Raw genomic sequence first — 25,971 nt, forward strand, 5'->3', positions numbered from 1 at the left:
CGGCGTTATGCCCCAAACATTAGATTCACATCCATACTCTTATGTAAGATCCTGATAATTTGAATATTCTGACTACCAATTTGTTGATAAAAAATAACATGGCTTCCTTGCAGAAACTCTCGGTAGCCATCTCTGATTTCATCACACGCTTTGCCAATGTCAGGGTTTTCAGCTAATAGCCAAAATGACTCATCGAATTGTTTTAGATAAATATTTCGCTGCTCTCGCCCCCACCGACGGGAGGTAAATACGGCAATATCTTTTAAATCGGATTTTGCCTTGATGGTAAGTCGGAATAGTTTCATTTTTTCTCTTCGTTATCGAGTTCATTGATCAACGAATCGAGGTCATAATCTGCCATACCACTTTCTTCACCTTCAACGAGCAGCTGTCGTAAGGTGTTCATTTTCGTTTCTTGTGTTTCAAGTAAACGTAAAGCGGAACGAATCACTTCACTTGCTGAACCATAGCGTCCACTTTGGACCTGGCTACTGATAAAGCTATCAAAATGTTCACCAAGCGTAATGCTAGTATTTTTCGCCATTGTGATCTCCTTAATACCAAATAATACCTAATTATGGTACTGGGTTGGTTGTATCGCAAGTGGAGGATGACAAACAATGTAAGCCTATTCGTTACGAGTGGACGTCGTTAATCCTTGTCTTTTCATCGCTCCGAAAATTATTTTTAAAAAATATCGTTTATCTGAAACCTTTTTTTTAAATATGAGTATCTCTGTATGAGCCACCCAATTGGGTGACACCAGGTTTACTAATAAAACTCATATAGGATGATTATGATGAAAAAGACGATTATTGCTGCCACGACTGCTTTCGCTGTTTCTGCTTGTTCAACTGGCTTTTACGGAACATCGGACCAAGCTAGCCCTGTCGCTGGGTACGCGCTTGCTAATAATGGAACGACTTTGATCACAATGGGGTCTATCGCGTCTCCTGCTAAAATGGACACTTTTACCCTAAGCAATAAGCTGGATGCCGTGGCTTATCGTCCCGTCACAGGCGAGCTGTTGGGCTATACTAACGGCGCGGTTTATGCTGTGAATACTAAGACTGGCAAGCTAACCGATCTGGGTGCTACCTTCACAAATGGCGCCATGATTTCCAAGGGGGCGTCAGCCACCGCGATGGATTTTAATAACGCTATCGATGCTGTTCGTATGGTGGGTTCTGACGGGACAAACTTGGTGTATTTCCCAGTCGGTTTTGGTGACCAAGATAAGCGCGCTAATTCCGTATTGAAATTCACCTCTACCTTTTATGTAAAAGGCGACAGCAACGAAGGCATGACGCCTGAAATTTTTGCCAACGCTTATACAAACGCCATTGCCGGAGCTAAAGCGTCGAGCACTTTCCAGTTTGCGTTAGACAGCAAAACAGACTCATTGGTCAGCCTTGCTAATAATGCCGGCGAATTAAAAACCGTCGCTAAGATCACCGTTAATGGCAAGGCCGTTGACCTATCATCAATGGGTGGCTTCGATATTGTTTCTGCTAAAGAAGGTTCTGACGCGGCTTACGCCATATTGCAGCTCGAAGGTGCATCAAAAGCCGGCCTTTACTCTATAGACCTGACGACAGGCGCGGCAACCTTAATGGCCGACCTACCAATGGGGGGCTTTAGTGGTTTTGCTGTCTCTGGCGGCAAATAATGGCAAAGGGGTTTTTACACCAGTAGTAATTCAATGATAGGCAAGGTTAAGATGAAAAATCCCCGTATTCTTCATCTTGACCTTAATTAGTCGACAACTATTTGGCGAACTGCTCTCGCAAACTTTAGAATGATGAGGTGAGTAATTAATAAGGTTTGCTTCCCATGTCTCGTTTTTTAATAGCCTTATGGCTGTATTTTTTGGCTATCCCCGTTCAGGCACAGTCTGTTGAGCAAGATATGAATCATGGGGACTTTGGTCCTTTTATGCGTTCGTTAAATAATACGAGCTATGGTTATCAAGTTATTCAAGACATTACTGATAGCGCATCAACTAAACTAATCGAGAAATTCGAGGTGCGTCCAGGAGACTGCTACTGGAATAAAGGCTGGAACGATTGCGAGCAAGATCGCGAACGCAGTGAGTTATCCGAGCAGCAGAAAACGACGCCAGCAGGTAGTGACGCTTGGTACGGTTGGTCGATTTATTTCCCCGATGATTATCCCAATGTTTTTCCAACCAAGGTGGCTCTCGGTCAATTTCATCAAGCTAATTCTCACCCTATTTGGATGTTTCAAAATGGCCGTGGCGGGTACCATCTAGATGATCATATTTCCGGTACTAAGCAATACTACGAGTTGATTAGTGAGGCTGATCTGCGAGGCCAGTGGCATAAAATCGAAGTATATGCTCGTTGGGAAAAAGACGATTCTGGTGCGTTCCAAGTTTGGGTAAACGGCAAGCAAAAAGTCGACTACCAAGGCCCGACGATGGACGCAGATATTGTGTATTTTAAATACGGTGTGTATCGATCTTTTTTATCACGATATAAACAAGCTAAGCAGTTAAACGCTGTGCCGCCGCAAATTGTCTATTACAGCAATGTGAAGCGTGGTAAAAATAGAGCATCGCTTCAGCCTTAGATAATTGCCATCGGGAGATAAAATGAGCGTTCAAATTCGTCCAGCTGTCATTGAGGATTTACCCGCATTAACCGATCTTTATAATCACTACATAGTAAATACGGCGACTACTTTTGATATAGAGCCGTACACGTTAGAAGGTCGAGCTGTTTGGTTTTCGCAGTTTGCGCCAACAGGTCGGTATCGTTTACTGGTGGCGGAACAAGACGGAGAAATTCTTGGCTACGCCTGCAGTGGGCAATTCAAGCCTAAACGCGCTTATGAAACCTCAGTGGAAGTCAGTATTTATCTAAAGCCAAATACCAAAGGTCGAGGTTTGGGAACCGCCTTGTACCTTGAGCTGTTCGAGCAATTGGAAACAGAAGACGTACATCGCGCCTACGCTGGCATCACTTTACCTAATGAAGCCTCACAAATTATCCATGAAAAGTTCGGTTTTGAATCCGTTGGTGTCTACCTAGAAGTAGGCCGAAAATTTGGCCAATACTGGGACGTGGAATGGTTCGAGAAAGAGGTTGGTTAAGGCGACAGTTTTTCAAGTGAAAATGGCTCTTTTTTGCTATCTCTGAATAGAGGTTACGACTGTTTGTTTTACGCAGTGTGTTAAGCCTGATTACATACCTTTACCCTTTTAATCAATACTCTTCTTTTTTTAATAAATGGCTTGGTCTACCTTTTATATTCAGGTCGAAGTGAATGTTAAAGGGAGGGAATTGGTCATGGGGGTTTCTAATAAGAATAGTTGCGGGTTTTATTTCTTCAAAGCTATTACTTTTTCCGTCCCGTTTATGCTGAAGAAGTACAAAGTAGTTATTACATATGAATAAAAAAAAGGCCCGTAAAATTGGCTTTCTAACCTTTTGGCTTCCACTGTTGTTTGGCATTCTAACCACCTCTGTTGTGGTCAGTACGGTTAACTATCAAAATGAATACGAAGTAAAGTCATACACCGATGACCTTGCTAATAAAGCTGAGAGCTTGATTGCCGAACGGTTTAAACATTATGAGTATGGTTTGCGAGGTCTCAGAGGGGCGATTGTGAGCGTGGGAGTTGATAATATTACCCGCAAGCAATTCGAAAACTACAGCCATAGCCGTGATATTGAGCATGAGTTTCCTGGCGCTCTGGGTTTCGGTTTTATTCGCCGGGTTCCGCTCGCTGAAGAGGCAAGTTTTATTGCTCGTACTAGAGAAGATGGCACGCCCAATTTTTCGATTCGAGCTTTAGCACCACACGATACCGACCGTTTTGTTATCCAATATATTTATCCGACTTATAAAAACAAACAAGCCATCGGGCTTGATATTGGATCAGAAGCGAATCGCCGCTCTGCCGCCTTACTTTCGGCTAGAAAGGATGTACCTTATTTAACGGCTCCGATCACCCTTGTACAAGCGAATAAAAAGCCTCGTAAAGGTGCACTCGTACTGCTGCCTATTTATTCTGACAATGTTGTTTTGAACACCATGGAAGCCCGTGAAAGTGCGGTAATGGGTTGGTCTTACGCTCCGTTAGTCATTGACGAAGTATTAGCTAATCTTGATTCTTTAACAGACCAATCCTATGTCTCTTTAACCAATCTTACAGAAAGTGAGCCGTTTTATCGTTCAAAAGACACAGAAACGCTTGGGTCATTAGAAGACAAAGTGGTGCGTAATATCTATGTGTTAGGTCAGCATTGGAAGATGGAGCTGGTTCCTTCAATCCAAGATGTAAATCAGGTCAAGCCTTGGGCGGTGAGTTGGTTTGTTGTGTTTGGTTTAGGGCTTACTCTGTTGACGCTTTTTATCATTAATTTGCTAGGTATTAATGGTGAGAAGGAAGAGTCTTATACCGACAGTTATCAACTAAGTTTTCGTAGTTTATTGGTTTTTCTAAGTCGTACACGTGTTAAGCGATCCTTCAAATTCGCCTTGCTGCTTTCCTTTCTAATGCTTTTTGGGGTGGGTTGGTTAATTGTACAAAGTCATTTTATAGAGGTGAGTGATAGCCTTTCAAAAACAAAAGGTGCTGCGCTTTCAAGCCTAAATAAGGACGCGACGAGTTATCGCAGAGATACTCTTTATCTTGCGAATACCCCTGCCATTGTTGCTTTAGAAAAATTACAAACAGAGGACATTCAATCAGGAAAAACCGTGGCAGCGTTATCGCTATGGAATGAGCGACTGGCTGATATTTTTAAAGCTTATATGCTGTCTAACAAAGATGTGCATCAAGTGCGATTTATAGAAGCTAGTAATGGTTGGTATGAGCGAGTCAAAGTGCAGCGTATTGGTGAAGACCTGAGAGCATTTAGTGGGGAAGAGCTCCAATCTAAAGAAAGTGAAACGTATATTGCTCAAACGCTTCAAGCTGGGATTGATCGTGTCTTCCAGTCAGACATTAATTTAAATCGTAAATTAGGGAAAATCGAACAGCCTAGTCGACCTATTTGGCGCTTTTCTACGCCTTTGTTTCATACTGATGGCAGTGTATTCGGTATCATTATTATTAACGTGAGTGCTGAGAATATTCTTAAAACTACGGCTGAACATGTCGTCAAAGATACCGATTTATACATAACCAACAAAAACGGTGATTATTTACTTCATCCTAATGCGTCTAAAGCTTTTACGTTCGAATATGGTAATCCTCACCGTTGGCAGGATGAATTTACCTCTGCTTCTTTATTTTATGGCCTAAACGCTTTTGATTTAATGAGCTTTAAGGGACAGAACGGTAGTGTATTCGCAGAGCAAGGACGTTTTTCGCTGGGCAATAGTGATGACGAGCGGGTTTTGAACGTCTATAGCACAACCTCTCAATTTTCACTCTTCAAAAAAGTAGCCATCGACATTGGCTATGTTATTGCCGTCCTGTTTTCCGTTATTTTTATAGGTTTTACTGTTCAATACTGGGTTTGGTTAAGTGGGAAAATACGTCATAAAGATGCCTTAAACGCACAGTTAGAAAACCAAAAAAATAAAGAAATGATGCGTTTCAAAGGATTATTGGAATCGGCACCGGATGCAACCTTTGTAGTTGATGAATATGACATTATTCAGATGGTCAATGCGCAAGTCGAAAAAATATTTGGTTATGATAGGTTTGAATTAGAAGGGCAGTGCATACAAAAATTATTGCCAGAGTATTCTAAAAAAGTCAGTGAATCGCGAATATTAGAAGAATATCAGGGTGATCAGGCAATCGTTCTAGGGCGCGACGAAAAGCTTTTTGCATTAGGAAGCAATGGGATTCAATTTCCAGCTGAGATCAGCTTAAGCGCGGTGCGCCTAGATGAAAAAATACTGGTATCCGCTTCAGTACGCAATATTAGTGAAAGACTTGCTATAGAAGAAAAGCTTCGCGCAGCCTTACGCGACGCTGAATTAGCGACAGAAGCAAAAAGTGCCTTTTTAGCGAACACCAGTCATGAAATTCGTACACCGCTTAATGCCATTATTGGGCTAAGTTATCTCTTGTCTGAAGATCAATTAACCGACGCCCAGCATCAATTGGTTTCTAAAATTCAGGTCTCTGGGAAATCGTTGCTTGGCATTGTTAATGATGTGTTAGATTTGTCGAAAATTGAAGCGAACGAAATGGAGCTGGAAACACAGCCTGTCGAGTTACGCGAGCTTTGCGAAGAGGTATCGAGTCTGTTCGCCATTCAAGCAGAAGCCAAGAGTGTCGAATTCAACGTTGAATTAGACTCTAAACTTCCGTCTTGGGTGATAGCGGATAGCGTTAGATTGCGCCAAATAATGGTGAATTTGCTTAGTAATTCTCTGAAGTTCACTTCCGCAGGTAAAGTGTCCATTAGTGCTGAGGTGATAACCAGCGAGCAGACATTGCCAGGAGATCTGGTGAATGTACGGTTAACTGTCATAGATACAGGAATTGGTATTTCATCTGATGCTCAGTCGCGTTTATTCAAACCCTTCACGCAAGCAGATTCGAGCACCACTCGCCGTTTTGGTGGTACTGGCTTAGGATTATCTATAGTGCATCAGTTGGTTCAGTTAATGGGCGGTAAGATTAGTGTTGAAAGTAGAGAGGGTTTTGGTAGTAAGTTTTGGGTGGATCTACCGCTTAAAACCCAAACATTGGAAGAAATCGCAGCACAAGAAAATCAAAATCAAACGCTCTTTGTTTTTATTGCTGAAGATGACCCTGTGGACGCCGAGCAGCTTAAACAAATTGCTCGCTCGCTTGGCTGGCGATCTGAAGTTGTGGGGAGTAGCGAGGATCTTGTTAAAGCCTATATCACTCGTCAAAATAATAAGTTACGCGCCCCCGATGCCATTATTGTGGATCATCAAATCCCTTCAAAAGGTGGTTTCAGTGCGATTAGCCATCTTGTTGCTACTATCGGTAGAGAACATCTCCCTGCGGTTCTGATGCTCTCATCCCACAATAAAGACAGTATGGCATCAAAAGACTCTGAGCATTTGATCAATCACTTTTTATTAAAACCTATCACTTCAACCACTCTGTTTAGTGCGATGAATAACATTGTACCTCTCAATGCAGGTAATTCTAAACGCGTGCAGCCATCAAGTATTGTTGAGGCGGCTGGAGTAAAATTGTTATTGGGTATTCGGCTGCTTGTTGTGGATGACAGTGCGACGAATCTTCTGGTTGTGAGCCGTATCTTAGAGCATAACGGCGCTGTCGTTCAGACCGCAAACAGTGGTGAGGAAGCATTAGCCCAGTTAAATGATTCATCCAATAACTTCGATGCTGTATTAATGGATGTGCAAATGCCGGGGATTGATGGCCTTGAGACAACGTCACGAGTTAGAAACGATTTAGGGTTAACATCATTACCCATTATTGCCCTAACTGCTGGAGCATTAGTCGAAGAAAAAAACCGTGCCTTGGAGGCAGGTATGAACGATTTTCTAACGAAACCTATTAACCCAGCAAAGCTTATTAATGTGGTAAGCACATGGGTAGAAGGTTATCGAGGCAAGGACGTCTAGACCGCCGTTATCCGATAAACCTGCATTAACGCTTGAGCCAAAATTTAAAGCAGAGCCAAATGTTAGAGCAGAGACTAAGTAAGACCAGTGGCCTGTGATTGCTGGGTTGAACCCTGATAAAGCGCAATACATATTGTTTGGTGATAAAGCACTCTTTTTGCATACGCCAATCTGGCTTTAACACCAGAGGAAAGTATTGATCGTGCTGAATCTGTAGTGTCACGCCTTCAGCCGGCAGCGCAAGTTCATAAATTGAGAAGTGTGTCTGGTAACGCGCATCTTAATCTTATTAGACAATCAAGGTTTGAAGCCTTGGGCGACATTGAAGAGCACAGTGACTCATTACGAGCAGCCTTAGGAGATGATAACTTTGGGCAATTTCAAGAGTGCCTAACGAGGCTTAACTACAAAAAAGCCACTTCAATACTTATGTCACTGAGTAAGACGCTATGGGTCTTATAGCGTATTTACTACACCGCTTTACAAGATTGCCTTTCAATAAGACGACAGCCGAGTTCTACTCTTCGTGCAGGTGCATTTTTGCTTGTGCGACGGGTAAGAAGTTCGAGTTCTTCCAAGGCGCAACGGGCGATGTGATGCAGCGGCGTATGAACGGTTGATAGCGCAGGTTGCATCATTTGGCCGGCAAACACGTCATCAAAGCCGAGAATAGAAACATCCTTCGGCACTTGAATACCTTTCTTTTGTAAGGCATTAAGAACACCGATGGCGACGTTGTCGGCAAGACAAAAGAAGGCGGTTACCTGGTTTAGGTCTGGGTTCTGTTCCAACCATTCACTCATGCCTTTCTCAGCAATGTCGGGTTGGAAGCTGTCCAGCTGAATGCTGGTAGTCGTTATGCCTAATTCTAGGTGTTCATTAATGGCTTCTTTAAAACCATCTAAACGCTGCCTGATGGTATAACGCCCCGGCCAAGAGACAATACCAATGTTCCTGTGACCTAGCTCAATTAAGTGTTCAACTCCCAGGCGAGCACCGTTCCTGTCTCCAATACCAACCGACCCAATGTGCATACCGGGTTCTTGTCCAGCGAGCAAAATACAGGGCAAAGCGGTATTGATTACTTCGTTCAGGAGTTTTTGGTTTTCGTCGAAGTACACCAAAATGCCGTCGCATTTGGTCTTCGTCATACGTTCCGATATCTTGTTGTAATCGCCTTGAATTTCGTCGATCAAAACGGGTTCGATTTCGACCCCTTTTTGCTCGCATTCCTTGCGTAGTGTTTCGAGTATTGTCCATGAGACGAAATTGACGTCGGTTTGTCTCAAGCGTTCAGAATCAACAAATAGGGCGATTTTCCGCAATGTTGCTGTCTGTGCGCGCTTGATACGAGAATCCAAATAGCCAATGTCTTTGGCGATTTGTAACACTCGTTGGCGAACGTCGTCAGATATCTTGGCGGTGCCATTGAGTACATGACTTACTGTACTGATGGCGACACCGCTTTGTTCTGAGATTTTCTTTAAACTCATAGCTTATTTGACTCCACTGCCTGCTACGCCCTCAGTAATGTATTTTTGTAAAACAAGAAAGACGATTGTCACTGGTAACAGTGCAATAACGGTCATCGCGAGAATATAGTGCCACTCTACCGAGAATTGCCCTTGGAAAGCATTTAAACCAATTTGTAGCGTGTAGTTCTCTGGACTTGATAACACGATCAATGGCCAGAGGAAATCATTCCATCGCCATATTACCGAGAATATAGCCAATACCGCCAGAGCCGGCGCACAAAGCGGTAACACAATGCGCCAGTAAATCCGAAATTCTGAGGCCGCATCGACTCGTGCGGCTTCGATTAAATCATCTGGAATGGTGAGCATATATTGCCGTAGCATAAACACACCGGTTGGTGTGGCGACCGTGGCAAAAATCACCCCCCATAAATTGTCCGCGAGATTTAAGCCAACAATAACGATAAAAGCGGGTACCATTATGACAGAAAGGGGAAGCATTAAGGTGGACAAAATCAACATGAAGATCGCGTTTTTGCCGCGGAATTTATACTTAGATAAAGCAAAGGCTGCCATTGAGTTGAGCAGTAGCGTCAATATTGTCGCCACTACAGTGACGAACACTGTATTTTTGATGTAAGTAAAAAAATCAAAACGCTCTAAAGGATCTGTGTAGTTACTCCACTGGAAATGCACATCTTTGAGCTGAGTGATTTCTGAAATAGGTACCTGAAAAGTTTTTTCTGGTTTTTCCATATCCAACACTGTGGCTTTGATGCCAATTCGACGCACCAAGGCGACTTTTTTGGTTTCGCCACTAGCTTGCGTCCACTCCCAAACTGAAAGGTCTTTGTCATAGCCTTCTACCTGAGTGCTGACAGTAGACTGTGGAATTAAACTCGGTGGGAAGCTGTTTACTTCGGCCTGAGTTTTGAGTGACGACAACATAGCCCAAGCAATTGGAATAGCAATTACGGCTGTGCCTAGTGTTAGCCAAAGCCAAGATAAAATGTCGGTGATGTCCATTTTACCAGGACGACGAGTACGGGTTAAAAACTTAAGCATAATTAGTACTCCGCTTTTTTCGCTAGCCAGACTTGTATCAAGGTCAGCGCGAGCAGGGCCAAGCCCATTAATACCGATGCCGCAGACGCCAGACCATAGAGTCTAATTTCTGAGCTGAAGGCGGTTTGATAGATAAATTGCACGATAAAGGTGTTAGCGGTTCCTGGCCCACCACCATCGGTCAGTACCCAAGCTTCGTCGAACACTTGAACTGAACGAATCAATAGGAGCACAGCAACCACTAATAAATTGGGTGTCAAAAGGGGGAGAGTGATTCGCCAAAATTGTCGCCATTCGCTGGTGCCATCGACTTTTGCCGCTTCATAAATGTCTCTTGGAATGGCTTGTAAACCTGCCAAAATGATCAGGGTAAAGAAGCCCATATGAAACCAAATAGACACATAGACAACCCAAAAACGTGACCACCAGACTTCCAATAGGAAGATTGTGCGCTCGCCACCAAGATCCAATACAAGAGCATTAAGCAAGCCATCACGAGCTAAAAACCATTTCCAAATAAGCCCAACAACTACAGGAGAAAGCAGCACAGGATAAAAGAAAATGGAACGAAATAGCGCCTTACCTTTGCTTAAACGATTTAGCACGACTGCGGTGATGAGTGCCATGACCAAGGTGCCAGTGGCGTTAAGTAAGGTGTACCACCAAGTGTTGTGAACAGCGGTCCAAAAAAGATCGAATTCACAGCTGGCAGGGTCCATATAACTGCCGCAGTTAAGTAGGCGTGAGAAGTTTTCTAAGCCAATAAAGGGGCGATCCCAGATCAACATGTTGGTGCCGCCAGTAAAAGCATAAGCGATGGCTAAACCGACTGGCAAAAACACGAACAAGGAGAAAAGCACCATATTCGGCGCGACAAACAGGTAACCCATGCGTTGCACGCCTATCTTTTTTTGCACATAGACGGTCGGCAATTCAACCAGTCGCATGAATTTATCGAGAATCGAGAAAAGGAAAGCGGACAGGTTTTTCATACTTCTATCCTCTTAAAGGCTTGATCTGTTTTATCGCAGAAGACGTGCATAAATTGCGAGGTAAAACGTAAGAAAATAGTATCGCCAATTTCGGCGTCAAAATGATGAGGAAGGTGAGCAACTAAATCTTCTTTTTCGCCCTGAATAGAGCCGTAAATGAAGGTTTCGTGTCCCATACATTCAAGCTGGGTGATTTCTAATGGAATGCCCGACTCAGCGATTTCTATGTGTGATGGTCGAACACCAAGGGTGACACTATCGCCTATTTTAGCTGTCTTTGAGATGACTGGAATACTGAATTCGCCGATGGATTTTGAGGTCACCTCTATGCCATTGTCAGATACCTTGGTGATGCCGGCTTGAAATATATTCATTTTTGGAGAGCCGATAAATTCGGCTACAAAACGATTGGCAGGACGTTCGAAAAGGTCGAGAGGTTTACCGACTTGTTCAATTCTTCCCGCATTTACCACGACGATTTTTTCAGCCATGGTCATGGCTTCGACCTGATCGTGGGTTACGTAAATCATGGTGGTGTTGAGTTTTTTATGGAGCTTGGTGATCTCGCCTCGAGTTTGTACACGTAATTTTGCATCCAGATTAGACAGAGGCTCGTCAAACAAAAATACTTTAGGGTTACGGACAATGGCTCGACCAATGGCGACACGTTGACGCTGTCCACCGGAAAGCGCTCTAGGTTTGCGGTCCATATAAGGCAGAAGGTCGAGTAGTTTTGCGGCTTTCTGGATACGTTCTTCAATAATGGCTCGGTCCATATTGAGATTTTCGAGACCAAACGACAGGTTTTTCTTTACCGTCATATGTGGGTAAAGCGCATAGGATTGGAATACCATGGCGATTTCTCGTTCGGCAGGTGAAAGTCTATTAACGACTTTGCCATCAAACAGAATTTCCCCTGAGGTAATGTCTTCTAATCCAGAAATTAAGCGCAATAACGTCGACTTACCACAACCTGACGGTCCGACCAAAGCGACAAACTCTCCATCTTCGATGTCGATGTTAACCTGATGCATGACATCAATGGATTCATAGCGTTTGTGAAGGTTTTTTAGCTGAATGGCAGCCATGTAGTGCTCCTGTTTTTATATTTATTATTAGAGGTCTTTCACGACTACTACGCTTGCCAATACTTTGTTAAAAATAGATTCAAAATGCTCATTTATAATTCATAAACTCCGCTTTTTCGTCTATTTTTGCCTCGTCTTGGCTTCGCTCGTGACGTCGTGAAAAGGCCTCTATTAGAGTATTTATTAATGCGAGTGTTAGCGTGTTTTGTTAGTAAAACTCCGATACTCTGACANGACGTCGTGAAAAGGCCTCTATTAGAGTATTTATTAATGCGAGTGTTAGCGTGTTTTGTTAGTAAAACTCCGATACTCTGACAGAAAAAGTGACGCTAGTGCTTGGCCGTAAGGTGTTGGTATGTTGCCAATTTGCTTATAAAAATCTAATGAGTGTCCCATGGCGGTGCCGTCTGATACTTCTTCTAAAATACCTTTTTCATTGATCCTAGTGAGTACTGCGTTCAGACACAAATTAATCATTTCTTGGTATTCGGTGATGTCTAATAATCCTTCACGGCAACCTGCCAGTAAACCATAACCAATTGCTGCAGTCGCTGAGGCTTCAATCGGTGAGCTTGGATCGTCGAGTAAGGTATGGAACATGCCGTCTTCACGTTGACATTTTTTGAGTGCTCTGACTTGTGTTAAATACACATTTTTGAGCTGTCGAGCGGTGACGCTTTGAGGTTCAAGGATGCGAAACAGCTCCGGAATAGACAGTGTTAGCCAAGCATTACCGCGTGCCCAAAGTGCGTTGGCGAAGTTGTGGCGACCATGGAAGGTCCAGCCGTGGTAAAACAAGCCACTGTGGGTATCGCCAAGAAAGCGGATATGACACAAATATTGGTATTGCGCTTCTTGTGTCCATTCTGGACGTTGGCAAAGTTTGCCTGCTGCGCCCATAAATAATGCCGCCATAAATAGGGTGTCATCCCAAAGCTCGCCATCGTTATCGCGTTCTTTGACGAGATGCTGATAACCTTCTTCATCGGTTTTGGGCATTTTAGTGTGTATCCAGTCTGCCCATTCTTCGACAATGTTTTTCCAATCGTCACGCTGAAAATGTTCTGCTAATAATGCCAGTGTCAGCATAGGTGCAGTGGAGTTAACCTGACGACGAGGTAAACCGCGTTGGATCTGCCAATCGTACCAGCGGCCAATGCGTTCTAGTGCAGCTTGGTCGTTGCGTTCTTTTGCATCACGAAAATCACCGTATAAACCGACACCTACTTCCCAATCCCATTCATCAAACAGAATCTCGTCACTGAATTCTGCTTCGACATTGCCAATGCCTTTAAGCGAACGAAACCCCTGCGACAACGAGGTTAAGGCATCATTTAAATTGTGCGTGCTCATGTGTGTTTGCATGTTTGTTCTCCAAATACTTAGTCTGTCTAACGTGACAAATAGCGTCTTAATAAATAACCACCCGATACATTGCTAGGTGGTTCATGGATGTACGTTTTGCCAAGGAATAAGCTTTGTATCGCCAAACGTTATGTGTGGTATAGGTAGCAATGGTGCAAACGGAATTGGTTCGCCTTTTAGGTGAATTCCTGTGTGGTAATGTAAAGCCAATGTACCATTGTCATAGGTTAGATTGATTTGGTTGTCTTCGGCTTGGAAGTCAGGAGCATGCGCCACACAATATTCACGGAAACTGGCCAAACTTTTGTGCTCATCTACTTCGCCTGTAATCACTAACCATGCAGAATGCTTGCTATAGGCGCGCCATTCGTAGCCTGCATATAGACCATGTTTTAGTGGCTGTAGGGCTTGCGAGGAGTAGATACCGACTAGTGCAGAGCCTGTGCGAGCAAATAACCAATGGGATTCTGCGATAAATTCGTCGCAGATCGGTGCTGGTACAAAGGCATGGGTAAAGTTAATGACATCAGCGAAGGCTCTTTGGTCAAAAATCATCAAACCAATGTTTTTGTATTGCGCGACTTTTGGATGAACACCGTTGCCCGCCCAATAGGAAGGTCGGCTTCCACCCCATACTTTAAGATCACCAGGGTGGTTTATCCAAAAACGCGCCAAAGGATGAGCATTGGTTTGCACATCTAAAAAGTGTTGCTGGTGGCCTTTTTGTCCAGTTTTATAATCGGATACCGTGGACAGCTGTAATGAAGCTGATTTCCATAAGGTGATTTTCGCGTTGTGATCTAATCCTTGTGTGTATCTTGAGTAGATGGATTCTCCAGCAGGCACACTTAGTAAACGCTGGCATAGTTGAGGAGGTTGATAATCGCTCACGGCTAATAATGCAGTAACACGGTCATAGCCTGGATACCATTGGCCGCCAAAGGCAATAGCCGCGATAGAACCAAGTTCGGTTGCAGGTCCTGCTAATAACTCTTTTTCATAAATTCGGCCTTGAGAGCCGGCGCATACGCTGCCAGTGGTGTGTAGCGCGACCATAATAAAAATTTGGTCAATCAGCTGCTTAGCTCTAGAAACCAAAATGTCGTCTTCGGCATTGGTCATTAGAGTAAATAAGCCAAGAAAATCTATGGGGTAATAAGCCGCTGAGTTCCACTCTGCTAAGCCGTGATCATCCATTGAGTCAAACCAACGAATTAAACGAGCATGGGCTTGCGCTTTATGTTGTTTGCCTGTTTTGCCACTGTTCGGGAATATCTCATCTTCGAATAAACTGCCGGCAAGGTACTGCGCAACGTGGAAGCATAAAACATGGTTTTCGCTCCAGAACCACATAACATCATTGCCCGGTTCATCTAACCAGTAACGGAAGTTTAGTACTTCGTGTTTGACTTGATCCCAAAGTGCCGGTTCAAGTTGAGAGTAAGCATAACTTTTGTACATCCAAAGAAGAGGCAATATCCAGAAATCCGCGCAATCATGGCGCTCTTTAATAGGCAGTAGAGCACGTTCAATAAGGCGGCTGGCTAATTCAGGCTGTTGCTTTAGAGCGAGAGTAGCTAACGCTCTGGCGGGTTCTTCTTTGCCTTGGCTGAGCATGGTTTCTAAGGCGAGTGCTTTGCGAGTAGCCAGGTCTGTCGCTGTTACATCGATCGCTGGCGGTAAAATAGTCGTGCCAAGACTACGGCTGAAAATAAGTGGGCCAGTTTTGACGAGAAAACGTAGTGAAATACAGCCTGCGTTTAAGCCTTTGGTATTGAAAAGCGTTGTTGAGGAGAATTGCTGATCAACAACAAAGCTGACCTCTTCTTGCATCTTCATACCGTCAAGTAGCACATTCATTGTGACGGTTTCGCGCGGATGACTACCTGTATCCAGCAACACTTTAGTCGCCTGCAAAGGTTTGTAATCGGCTTCGATCAATAAATCTTCATCACAGTAAAAAACTTGGTTGGTGCGCAAGCCTTCTAGGGTCTTTTCGATTTCTTTTACTTCGTCTTCATCGACTTCTAGTGATAATCCTGTTTTTATTTGATGACCTTTTTTCAGCGTCAAAACAAAATAACAGCTGGCGTCACGCTCGTGTAATTCTTCTAAAAAGACAATAAGCTCACAGCTGCCTTGCGGAAGGTTTAAAGTGAAGGATTGGTTTGTTGGGCTATTGCGTTGATAATGGTCAAGCTGAATCACTTTTTCGCCATCTTGCCAAATATGAACGCCACCGCAAGTTTCTAAAGAGAAGGTAACTTCTTGAGCTTGTTCTGAGTATAAAGAGCAAGTCAGCCAGCGTTTGATTAGAGTTGGGCGAAAACGAAAAGTGGAAAAATCCACTCGATTATCTTCACCGCCAAAATAGATTTCAGGGAAAGAAAGGTCGTTAGGAAGGGATACGGTCCGCTGAGCAATATGCTCTCTCAAACTTTCTCTACAGGGTAGATCCCCTGTATCTACCCAGCCGTTAATAAAGCGATAGTCTACGGCGTCAGGCATGGTTCTGGCTTCGCCTGGAAAATAAGTTTCTTCTGCAGGAGACATAGCCCAGCGATTGATTGCGCTGTTAGTAGCAAGGTCCCAATAGATTTTATTTTTATTCATTATGGGTCTCTTATCTTAGTGAAATTTTTTTCATTATTGTTATATTTAAAATGATGTTTTAAATATATTTGGCAATTTTTATCAGTATATGTCTATAATCTAACCGCTATCAATAGTGGATATCGAATAAATTTAATGAAAATATTTTCATGACCTTAATCAAATAAAAAGAAAATGAGGTGAAGTAAATGGCTCGTTTGAATCTTGTTCTAAGTACCCTTGCTGTCGCATCGCTATTTGCTGTACAGGCACAAGCGGCAACACAAAAACTCACTTTTTGGTTTACCGATGACGACCCTAACTATGTGAAAAAAATGGGAGAGTTGGTTGATCAGTTTGAAGAAACACATCCTGATATTTCAGTAGATTTTGTGACGACTAGCTATGCTCAATCCAAAGAGCAACTGCCTTTGCAATTGTCTGTGGGGGAAGGTCCTGATCTGGCGAAAATTGCCGATAACTCTCTAATTGCATTCACTTTGGACTTACGTCCTTATATGAAAGATCCGGAGGGTTTCACTAAGCTTCATGGTAATACGTTAAGCTTATTACGCGATGAAAAAAGTGCCCCAGATAAGATTGGTGGCTATGTTGCGTCGCAAACCCTTAACCAGCCTTTTGTGAACGTTACCTTGTTCGAGCAAGCCGGTGTTCCATTGCCGAAAAAAGGCGCGACACTTGCTGATGTGGTTGCCGCTTCGGTTAAAGTCGCGGATAAAACCGGTGTTGATATTCCTTTTACAATGGACCGCTCTGGTCATCGTTTCAGTGGCCCCGCGTACTCCTATGGCGCCAATTTTGTTAATGACGATGGCACCTTTAACTTTCCCGATGCACCAACCAAAGCCTATATAAAAGATCTTTATAACTGGACAAAAACCGGTGCTTTTCCTAAAGAAATGTGGGGTGCCGCAGGCGGAACTCGTTATAAAAACATGGGTGATGAATTTATTAATGCCAACGTAGTGACCTATTTTGCGGGTAATTGGATGGTTAATCCCTTTAAAGAAAAAATAGGCGATGCATTCGAATGGACCGCCTTGGACGCGCCTTGTGGCGACGGTGGTTGTATTCCTATGCCTGGCGCTACTTATATGGCGGCATTTAAGCACACCAAACACCCTGAAGCGGTGGCCGAGTTAATTGAATACTTAGGATCCGAGCCTGTGCAAAGAGAGCTTGCGGAGGAATTTATTATTATCCCAGGTGCGAATGTTCAAAATCTGAATTATCAGCTTGAGGATGAAAATGCTAAATCGGCCATGACAGTATTTGCTAATAACGCGAGTAATGTAACAGAAAGCATTCGTCGTCTTCAGAAGGCAAAAGGCGCCAATATAGTTTATGACTCTGCTGTACAGCGAATGAGTCAGCTCATCGTAGGCGAACTAACGTTAGAAGAGACATATGAGCGCATGGCGTCAGATATAGCAAAAGGTAATGCGGAGCTGCGTAAACAATAACTTTTGGTCTTCATTTTTTGTGTGGGAAGCGTCAAACTTTTGGCAGCGTGAAAGCGCTGCTTTTTTTTGCGCATTTTATAGGAATTAACCTAGGTTAATTCCTTCTCTTATCTGTTGCTGTAGTCTTGGCTGTATTCTATCTCTATTGATGATTAAAGGGAGCGCAGTATGTCGTTGTCATCCAGTCTACAAAATTATATATCTGATCTTGGCTTGGTTGCGCCAGAGCAGCCAAGTATTAAGTTTGTTAGAGCATTGCAATCGGCCCATGTGGCTCGTTACAGCTTTAATAGTTTGGCGGTGGTGTTGGGCGAAGAGATTTCTTTGGATCTTGATGCGATCAGTCAGAAAATAGTGACGCGTGGTTTAGGTGGGTATTGTTTTGAACACAACAAGCTGACCTTTGAGCTTTTAAAAGCCTTGGGTTATGACGTACAACTTAAGTTAGCACGAGTGCTGAATAATAATTTTGAGCGAGAAGCGGGCAGAACCCATAGAGTAACTTTGTTAACCCTAGAAGGTGTGAGCTATTTGGTTGACACCGGCTTTGGTGGCAATGGGCCGATTGCACCATTGCGGTTAGATATTAATACGTCACAAACGGCTGGCTTAGACCTCTATCGAGTGCTTGATAAAGGTAATGGCGAGTACGATATTCAAGTAATGAAGGGCGAGGAATACTTTACGCTTTATCGTTTTGATCATGCGATTTACAGTGATGCAGATTGTGCGCTTGGGCATTTTTATTCTTATAAGAATCCAAATGCGGTGTTTTTAAAAAACCTAATGGTGACTTTGAAGAGGAAAAATCAAACAGTCGTTTTGGTTAATGCGGAGCTGACTATTAGAGATTGCCAAGGCGAGCACAAGCTTTCTATCGATACTCCACAATCCCTTGGAAGCATTTTGGCATCTGAGTTCGATATTGCCCTTGAGCCTGCGGTGGTCGAGCATCTTTTTATTCGTTTTCTGGCGCCTATGTTGGCTGTTGATAAAGTTGAGACGATGTCATGAGCTCGTTTTTTACCTTGTTGCTGTGGGCTTGGCTGATGGCGTCTTCCTTTATTGTGTCGGGTCATATGGTGGAATATGCCAGTCCGATTGCAACGTCGGCGTTTCGTTTTTTATTGGCGATGTTGATTATGTTGCCTGCGCTATTATTCAGTTGGCATCGAGCTAAGTTAAATAAAATCGAGCAGTTTAAGGCGTTGTTCGCATCTCGTCAGCGGCTTTTTCATTATGTGGTGATAAGTGGTGCGCTGGTGGGATTTTTTATTGGTTTATTTGTTGCGTTACAGTCCACTACGCCGTTGAATACCTCTGTTTTATACACCTTGGTTCCCTTAATTGGTGTGATGATAACGAGAATTTGGCTCAAAGAAGTCGCGCCTTTGTGGCGAGTAATTGGTTTTGTTCTTGGCTCAATCGGCGCGATGACAGTGTTATTTTCTACACAAGGCTCTTCTACACAAGGCTTTCCTATTCAGGGAAACGACGGATTTCAGTGGCATTCCGGTGATTATATTTTTGTTGGGGCGTGTTTTTTATTGGCGTTGCATGTGGTGTCGGTACAAAAGTGGGGGCGTTCGTTAGGCGCGTTGTCTGGTGCGTTTATGATTATGCTGTTTGGAACGCTTTGGCTGCTGCCTATTGCGTTGATTTGGGGAGAGTTTGATCAGGTGCAATGGTTGTCGCAAGGTTTCTGGGTAAATGTCTTGTATCTAACAGTGTTTACAACTTTATTTACCTTTGTGTTGCAGCAGCGTTTGGTGATGACGGTTGGGGCGAGTCGGCTGCTTGCGATATCTTATACAATACCCGTTTGGGTGGCTTTGTTTACGGCGTTGTCTCAGTCGCGTTTATTAAGCTTGATGGACTGGCCTTTTGCTTCTGGCATTGTATTTTTAGGCGTTGCACTGTTTCTTATCGACGGTAATTTGAGCAAGGTGAAAATCGCTGATGGATCGAATTCAACTGCAAAATAGCTTCGAAGCGTATTTTAACGAATGGGGCTACGAGATTGATTGGCAACGATTGACGGTGCCAATGGATGTGCATGTTATTAGAAAGGACGATTACTTGTTTCAGCAAGGTGATATGGCAAATCGTTTGTATTTTTTGCATTCTGGTTTAGTGCGTTATGTGAGTGTTTCCGATGAAGGAAAAGAGTTCACGCAAACCTTTGCGAAGAGCCCGAGAATCATTGGTTCGACTAAGGCAATGGTGACAGGAGACCATGTGTTATTCGGCATTCAGGCCTTGGAGGATTGCATGGTGTCTTCTTATCCTTGGCAAGTGTTCTACGAGCAGATGCGTCAGGATATTGGCTTTTTAGAATGCTACGCCAAGTTTCTAGAGCGTATTTTTATTACCAAAGAAGAGCGTGAAAATGCCTTTGTAAAACATTCCGCAGAGCGTCGTTATCTTGATTTTTGTGCCTCCTACCCCGAGTTAAAAAACACTATTCCACAGCAGCAGATTGCGTCTTATATCGGTATTACTCCAGTGGCTTTGAGCCGAATTCGGCAAAGGCTGAAGTTAAATCATGTTTGATTTTTTTCTTGAAATAATCAATTTCTCCCTAGTGTTTACTTAGTTATTTCATCATTTGGTAAAGTTAATATGCGTGTTTGTGTATGGTTTTATTCCGCAATTTGTTTTTTTAAAATATAAAAATAATTTATATATCAATGTCTTGAGTTGTTTTTAGTATTTTATTTTGATGCCTTTTTAAATTTGGGCATGCTCCATGCAATCCTCCTCGTAGTGAGAAAATAACCTTTGTAGTTCACCTTACCTATTTGACTGGGCTCCCCTCTCGGTCAAATAGACGTGGTGTTCGCTTAGTAGCTTCTTACCGTTTCATAACAAAAATAAGGAGAAACACTATGATGTTAGCGAATAAAACAATTGTAATTACCGGCGTATCGTCTGGTATCGGTGCGGACGTTGCGCGTCTTGCACGCTTTCATGGAGCTAAGGTTATTGGCATTGATCGCCATGAACCAAGTATGACACTGGATGGTTTTGTTCAAATTGATCTTGGTAATCCCACGGCTATTGATGCTGCCTTAGATAAATTGCCTGAGAAAATAGATGGTCTATGCAACATTGCAGGTGTGCCAGGCACCGCTGACGCTGAGTTGGTAGGGCGTGTAAATTACTTGGGCTTACGCCATTTAACAGAAGCACTTATTCCTCGATTTAGTAAAGGCGCTAGTATTGTAAATGTCGCTTCTGTTTTGGGTATTGAGTGGCCAGAGCGTTTAGAAAAACATAAAGCACTGGCTGACACTTCGTATTTTGAAGAAGGTGTAGCTTGGTTAAAGAAAAATCCTGTCCCTCAAGAAACCTGTTATCAGTATTTCAAAGAAGCCCTCATTGTTTGGTCAACCCAGCAAGCTTTCACTTGGTTCCGTGACCACGGTGTGCGCATGAACTGTGTCGCTCCAGGTCCTGTCTTTACGCCGATTTTAGGCGACTTTGTTTCTATGTTGGGCGAAGAGCGAGTTCAAAAAGACGCTGTAAGAATGGTTCGTCCTGCTTATTCAGATGAAGTTGCTGAGGTGATTGCGTTTCTTTGTTCAGATGCTTCTCGTTGGGTTTGCGGTGTCAATATTCCAGTCGATGGAGGCTTGGCATCTACCTATTTGTAAATATCCAATAAAATCAATGTCTTAAAAATATAAAACAACAATAAAAAGGTATTTTCACAATGACAATATTAAAATTAAAGCGAACTTATGCGTGTATGCTGCTAACGCTGCCAATGACTGCGATGGCGTATGATCTACCAGGTGTTAACCTAGGAGGGACCAGTTTTTATGATGGCGCTCCTGGCCCGCAAGGTCCAGGCTGGTATGTAATTGAGTATTTACAATATCTTACATCTGATAAGCTAAATGGCAGTAATGGTGATGCGCTTCCTTTGCCAAAACAAGATGTGGATTTGTTTATTCCTTTGACTCAGATTATTTACGAGCCAGAGGAGCATTTTACTGAAAATACCAGATTGGGTTATACCTTTATTGTTCCTTGGATCGCGGATCAAGACGTGGATGACGGTTTAAATAATGCGCAAATAAGTGCGCAAACTGGTGTTGGCGATATTATCTTAGGGGCTTTTTTGCAGTTTGATCCTGTGATGGGAGAAAGTGGCCCGCGTTACGTACAACGAATTGAGCTAGATGTTACTTTACCGACTGGAAAATATGATGCAGAAAATGCCATTAATCCGGGTAGCAATGCGTTTAATATTAATCCTTACTATTCTGTAACTTATTGGCTGACACCTCGTTGGACGGTTTCTGGCCGGTTTTCCTACTTATGGAATGGTAAAAATGATGATCCCTCAACAGCTCTTAATGCCAAAAACGACAGTCAAGCAGGACAAGCCCTTCATGCGAATTTTGCCAGTGCCTATGTGCTAACGGATAACCTAAGCGTTGGTGTAAATGGCTACTGGTTGAATCAAATTACGGATACAAAGGTAGATGGTGACGATGTAGAAGGCCGCAGAGAAAAAGTCTGGGCTGTAGGGCCAGGTCTTGTTTATAAACTAGGCAAAGAGAATTCTGTTTTTGCCAATATGTATTTTGAACAAGATGCCGAAAACCGTTCCGAAGGTAATCGATTTGTCCTAAGGTTTAACCACCATTTCTAATAGATAGCTATAGATTATTTTTATCACCTTTTCCCCGTGATGAGACCCATCACGGGGCTTTTTATACGCTATTCTTGACCTTTATTTTGCTTACTTTTCTTTAGGCGATAAGCCAATTGTGGTCTACTTAGGCCAACTCGTCTTGCGGCTTCAGATAAGTTTCCTTGGGCGTTGTCTACCGCTTCTTGTAAAAGGTTATGTTCTAGCATTTCTATGTCGATAGAATCGTTTCCGCCAACGAATTGAGAAATGTGTTCCAGTAGTGAATTGGTAGGTTCTATTTTGCCTTGTGAGTGACTCAAATTACCTTTGTTATTTACCGAATAAATAATTTCGTCAGGAATGGGCTCATTTCTAAAAAGGTGATGAAGATCAATAGGTTCACCTTCTTCTGAAGAGATAACGCCACGCTCCATGAGGTTTTGTAACTCACGAATATTGCCAGGAAATGCGTAGTTAAATAAGGCCCGGCGAGCGGTTTGTGTCATGCCAGAAGGGGATCTGTGATGCAGTGTGCAAAAGTGATGATAGAAATAATTTATCAATAACGGAATGTCGGCTTTACGCTCTCTTAGTGGCGGTAAATGAATAGGAAATACGTTCAATCGGAAAAACAAGTCTTCACGAAATTCGCCCTTTTCAACGGCTTTTCGCAAGTCTACATTGGTTGCGGCGATGACTCTCACATCTACTTTTATAGGAGAGATTCCACCGACTCTTTCTATCTCTCTTTCCTGTAAAGCGCGCAGCAATTTACTCTGCCCTGCTAGGTTTAAATTACCAATTTCATCAAGAAAAAGCGTGCCACCATTGGCTCTTTCAAAGCGCCCCGGGCGGCTATTGTTTGCACCCGTAAATGCGCCTTTTTCGACCCCAAACAGTTCAGATTCCATTAGATTTTCCGGAATAGCAGCACAGTTAAAGGCTAAAAATGGACCTGTTCGGTGACTGAACTTATGCAGCATACTGGCAAAAAGCTCTTTGCCAACGCCAGATTCTCCGGTAAACAGTACGGTTGCATTGGTCGGAGCCACTTTTTGTAATGAATGGGTGGCGGCGGTAAAGGCTGCTGATACGCCGATCATCCTAAGTTGATCATCTGGAAGACTTGGTTCCATGTGATTGAGCTGAGGGTCTTGTTTTACTGTATTTTCTGTTTCACTAGCCGTGACGTTAAGAAAGCGAATGTCGTCTTGGATATCGCCCCAAAGTTCGGCTGATTTGCCAATCACACGACAGACTGAATGCCCCATGGATTGGCATTCCACTTCTCGGAAGATAACCAAAGAGCCCACTAAGCCAGACACATAGCCAATCGCGTAGCCTAGTTCCATCCAGCAGGCTGGTGAGCTGCCAATACCATATGCGGCAATGTGCTCTTCGTCTTCACTGCTGTGATGCCATAAAAACTCACCGTCATACAAGCCTTTTTCGGTGTCGAATTCAAAGTGAATGGTTTCTACTTTTACAGCGCCTTCAAGGCCATGGAGATGTGTGCCGGCTTCAAAAATGGATGCTGGATCAGAATCTGGCCAGCGATTACGGATTAATTCAGCATCGCGCATACCAGAAAAATAGCCTGTGCGAGTCATGATATCGCGTGATTTATCGAGACCTAGGGAATCAATGAGCTCTCGGCGGAGTAACCCAAAAGATGAGCTATGGATAAGCAGCATACGTTGGTCTTCTAACCATATACGGCCATCGCCAGGAGAAAAAAACAGACATTCAGTCAGATCATCTATGGTTGGTGAGTTGTGACCATCTAGTTCTCGAGAGCTGCCTTTGAGAAGGATTTTGGTATTTCCTTTTGCCATATCGGCCAATGAGATACGCTGCAAGTTTGTCATTTATTATTTTTCCTCTTCCACCTAGTTGATGAAATGGTTAACTGCATTTCTTTTAGTTTTGATTGAATTTAATGATATCGTCAAGTCTATTGACTGTTTTTTATTCTCCTATATCACGCAATATTTTTAGTTATTTCTAATTAATTTATTATTTATCAATGTGTTGAGTTTTATTTTGGTGTTAATAAAGATGGAAATAATATTTCGGCACAGGTATTGCTCTATCCTCTTACCCACTAAGTTTCTTTTCTAAATATTTACAAGGTGAGTTGCGAAAGTGGAAATCTAATAAAAATAAACAGGAGAGCACACATGACGGTATCAGTACTTGGATCTAAAAAATGGTCAGGAAAGTTTTTCACTGGTGACTGGGTTGCCGCCTCAAATACGCAAGAGGTCATGGAACCAGCAACAGGCAATGTATTGAGTAGTGTGGCGATGGCCACAACAGATGATGTTTACTTGGCTTGTCAGAGAGCCAAAGTAGCCCAAAAAGAATGGGTAAAAATTCCTCCAAGAGAAAAATCCGCCATTTTTCATAAAGCCGCAATGTTTATGCAAGATAACTTTGATGAGCTGGCTTTGTACGTGGCTCGAGAAACAGGTGGTGCGATTCCTAAAGGTGAGCATGAGATAAGAGAAGCCATTATTATATTGCAGTTGGCGGCCAATATGACCCTAGAGCCAACAGGCCTTACCTTGCCTTCTGTTCCTGAGAGAATGTCCTACGCGACACGTAAACCTATTGGTGTCGTTGGGGTAATTTCTCCATTCAATTTCCCCATGATTCTATCTATTCGTTCCATTGCACCTGCGTTAGCGACAGGCAATGCTGTTGTGACCAAACCTGATCCACAAACACCTGTTACAGGGGCTTTTATACTTGCTCTAGCGTTTGAAGCAGCAGGATTACCAAAGAATCTATTCCAAGTTTTTCCTGGTGCTGTGGAAGCGGGTGAAGCGATTTGTACTGCACCAGAAATTGGCATGGTGGCCTTTACCGGATCAACGGCAGCGGGCCGCAAGGTGGGTGAAGTTTGTGGGCGTAACCTGAAAAAAGTGTCTCTTGAGCTGGGTGGTAAAAACTCATTAATTATTCTCGAAGATGCCGATTTAGACATCGCAGCGAGCAATATCGCGTGGGGTGCTTATTCTCACCAAGGTCAAATTTGTATGGCTGCTGGAAGGATTTTAGTTCAAGCAAGTATTGCTGATGCTTTGACGGCAAAAGTGGTTGAAAAAGCTAAGCATTTACCTGTGGGAGATCCTGTTTCGGGACAAGTGGCGTTAGGCCCATTGATTAATCAACGTCAACTTGAAAAAGTACATAGCATTGTTCAAGACTCAATCGCTGCTGGCGCTAAGCTAGAAGTGGGCGGAACCTATGACAAGCTTTTTTATATGCCAACCGTTTTGAGTAATGTCAAACCCGGTATGCGGTCTTTTAATGAGGAAGTTTTTGGGCCAGTGGTCAATATTGTTACCTTCGATAAAGACGAAGAGGCCGTGGCAATGGCGAACGATACTGAGTATGGCTTGGCTGGAGCAGTAATCTCGAATAATTATGCTCGTGCAGAACGTATCGCATCTCAGTTGCATGTTGGTTTGTTGCATATCAATGATCAAACGGTGAATGATGAGTGTATTAACCCATTTGGTGGCGCCGGTGCTTCTGGTAATGGCAGTGCTGTGTGTGGACCAGCGAGCTGGGATCTTTATACGCACTGGCAGTGGACGACAGTAAAAAACACGGCGACGCCTTATCCTTTTTGATACCTATTTGGTAGCGCGATAGTTTAAATTTATTTAATAAAAAGCCCCATATAGTTTGTCCAGTATT

At 43.2% G+C, this 25,971-nt stretch carries 20 protein-coding genes; 11 read left to right on the plus strand and 9 right to left on the minus strand.

Features of this window, described 5'->3' with window-relative positions; genetic code table 11:
- Positions 1 to 5: 5 nt before the first annotated feature.
- Positions 6 to 305 (minus strand): type II toxin-antitoxin system RelE/ParE family toxin, encoded by a 300-nt coding sequence (locus tag KPL72_RS02775; RefSeq protein ID WP_219701768.1) that lies wholly within the window; start codon positions 303 to 305, stop codon positions 6 to 8.
- Positions 302 to 544 carry a type II toxin-antitoxin system ParD family antitoxin gene (locus tag KPL72_RS02780; protein ID WP_111608278.1) on the minus strand — a complete coding sequence of 81 codons (243 nt, stop codon included), beginning with the start codon at positions 542 to 544 and terminating at the stop codon, positions 302 to 304. Before KPL72_RS02780 ends, KPL72_RS02775 begins: the two co-directional genes overlap by 4 nt.
- A gap of 255 nt (positions 545 to 799) precedes the next feature.
- Between KPL72_RS02780 and KPL72_RS02785 the strand changes: the two genes are divergently transcribed.
- The 4 genes from KPL72_RS02785 (at position 800) to KPL72_RS02800 (ending at position 7,557) form a co-directional block, all read left to right on the plus strand.
- Entirely contained in the window at positions 800 to 1,669 is an 870-nt protein-coding gene (locus KPL72_RS02785; RefSeq protein WP_249422055.1) for a DUF4394 domain-containing protein, read from the plus strand.
- A 164-nt stretch (positions 1,670 to 1,833) separates the two neighbouring features.
- A complete protein-coding gene (locus KPL72_RS02790; protein ID WP_219701770.1) occupies positions 1,834 to 2,592 on the plus strand; it encodes a polysaccharide lyase family 20 protein in 759 nt (252 codons plus the stop codon).
- Between the two features lie 22 nt (positions 2,593 to 2,614).
- A complete protein-coding gene (locus KPL72_RS02795) occupies positions 2,615 to 3,115 on the plus strand; it encodes a GNAT family N-acetyltransferase (RefSeq protein WP_212917445.1) in 501 nt (166 codons plus the stop codon).
- A 296-nt stretch (positions 3,116 to 3,411) separates the two neighbouring features.
- Entirely contained in the window at positions 3,412 to 7,557 is a 4,146-nt protein-coding gene (locus KPL72_RS02800) for a CHASE domain-containing protein (RefSeq protein WP_219701771.1), read from the plus strand.
- Positions 7,558 to 8,027: 470 nt separating this feature from the next.
- Here KPL72_RS02800 and KPL72_RS02805 read toward each other — a convergent pair whose 3' ends face one another.
- From KPL72_RS02805 to KPL72_RS02830, 6 genes are all read right to left on the minus strand, one after another.
- Positions 8,028 to 9,050, minus strand: a complete 1,023-nt coding sequence (locus KPL72_RS02805; protein ID WP_219701772.1) for a LacI family DNA-binding transcriptional regulator — start codon at positions 9,048 to 9,050, stop codon at positions 8,028 to 8,030.
- A gap of 3 nt (positions 9,051 to 9,053) precedes the next feature.
- Positions 9,054 to 10,097 (minus strand): carbohydrate ABC transporter permease, encoded by a 1,044-nt coding sequence (locus tag KPL72_RS02810; RefSeq protein WP_219701773.1) that lies wholly within the window; start codon positions 10,095 to 10,097, stop codon positions 9,054 to 9,056.
- 2 nt (positions 10,098 to 10,099) lie between these two features.
- Positions 10,100 to 11,089 carry a carbohydrate ABC transporter permease gene (locus KPL72_RS02815; protein WP_219701774.1) on the minus strand — a complete coding sequence of 330 codons (990 nt, stop codon included), beginning with the start codon at positions 11,087 to 11,089 and terminating at the stop codon, positions 10,100 to 10,102.
- The gene (locus KPL72_RS02820) at positions 11,086 to 12,177 is read right to left on the minus strand and encodes an ABC transporter ATP-binding protein (protein ID WP_212917450.1); all 1,092 of its coding nucleotides are present in this window, start codon (positions 12,175 to 12,177) and stop codon (positions 11,086 to 11,088) included. Before KPL72_RS02820 ends, KPL72_RS02815 begins: the two co-directional genes overlap by 4 nt.
- A 279-nt stretch (positions 12,178 to 12,456) precedes the next feature.
- Positions 12,457 to 13,542 carry a beta-galactosidase BglB gene (gene bglB / locus KPL72_RS02825; protein ID WP_219701775.1) on the minus strand — a complete coding sequence of 362 codons (1,086 nt, stop codon included), beginning with the start codon at positions 13,540 to 13,542 and terminating at the stop codon, positions 12,457 to 12,459.
- Positions 13,543 to 13,623: 81 nt separating this feature from the next.
- Positions 13,624 to 16,155: a hypothetical protein gene (locus tag KPL72_RS02830; protein WP_219701776.1), complete on the minus strand. Its 2,532-nt coding sequence runs from the start codon at positions 16,153 to 16,155 to the stop codon at positions 13,624 to 13,626.
- Between the two features lie 188 nt (positions 16,156 to 16,343).
- On the opposite strand from KPL72_RS02830, the gene KPL72_RS02835 reads away from it, so the two are divergent.
- The 6 genes from KPL72_RS02835 (at position 16,344) to KPL72_RS02860 (ending at position 22,281) form a co-directional block, all read left to right on the plus strand.
- Entirely contained in the window at positions 16,344 to 17,618 is a 1,275-nt protein-coding gene (locus KPL72_RS02835; protein WP_212917453.1) for an ABC transporter substrate-binding protein, read from the plus strand.
- A gap of 168 nt (positions 17,619 to 17,786) precedes the next feature.
- Positions 17,787 to 18,632, plus strand: coding sequence for an arylamine N-acetyltransferase family protein (locus KPL72_RS02840; protein ID WP_219701777.1), 846 nt, complete (start codon positions 17,787 to 17,789; stop codon positions 18,630 to 18,632).
- A complete protein-coding gene (locus tag KPL72_RS02845) occupies positions 18,629 to 19,603 on the plus strand; it encodes a DMT family transporter (RefSeq protein WP_219701778.1) in 975 nt (324 codons plus the stop codon). The genes KPL72_RS02840 and KPL72_RS02845 overlap by 4 nt, the downstream gene beginning before the upstream one ends.
- Positions 19,578 to 20,171, plus strand: coding sequence for a Crp/Fnr family transcriptional regulator (locus tag KPL72_RS02850; protein WP_219701779.1), 594 nt, complete (start codon positions 19,578 to 19,580; stop codon positions 20,169 to 20,171). The genes KPL72_RS02845 and KPL72_RS02850 overlap by 26 nt, the downstream gene beginning before the upstream one ends.
- A gap of 335 nt (positions 20,172 to 20,506) precedes the next feature.
- Positions 20,507 to 21,274, plus strand: a complete 768-nt coding sequence (locus KPL72_RS02855; protein ID WP_212917457.1) for a coniferyl-alcohol dehydrogenase — start codon at positions 20,507 to 20,509, stop codon at positions 21,272 to 21,274.
- A 59-nt stretch (positions 21,275 to 21,333) separates the two neighbouring features.
- On the plus strand, positions 21,334 to 22,281 hold the full coding sequence (locus KPL72_RS02860; RefSeq protein WP_249422056.1) for a SphA family protein: 948 nt from the start codon (positions 21,334 to 21,336) through the stop codon (positions 22,279 to 22,281).
- Positions 22,282 to 22,349: 68 nt separating this feature from the next.
- Here KPL72_RS02860 and KPL72_RS02865 read toward each other — a convergent pair whose 3' ends face one another.
- Positions 22,350 to 24,131 (minus strand): sigma-54-dependent Fis family transcriptional regulator, encoded by a 1,782-nt coding sequence (locus KPL72_RS02865; RefSeq protein WP_219701780.1) that lies wholly within the window; start codon positions 24,129 to 24,131, stop codon positions 22,350 to 22,352.
- A 312-nt stretch (positions 24,132 to 24,443) separates the two neighbouring features.
- Here KPL72_RS02865 and KPL72_RS02870 point away from each other — a divergent pair, with 312 nt between their 5' ends.
- Positions 24,444 to 25,904 carry a benzaldehyde dehydrogenase gene (locus tag KPL72_RS02870; RefSeq protein ID WP_219701781.1) on the plus strand — a complete coding sequence of 487 codons (1,461 nt, stop codon included), beginning with the start codon at positions 24,444 to 24,446 and terminating at the stop codon, positions 25,902 to 25,904.
- Positions 25,905 to 25,971 lie beyond the last annotated feature (67 nt).

This window comes from Marinomonas lutimaris (assembly GCF_019426345.1).
Classification (GTDB): domain Bacteria; phylum Pseudomonadota; class Gammaproteobacteria; order Pseudomonadales; family Marinomonadaceae; genus Marinomonas; species Marinomonas lutimaris.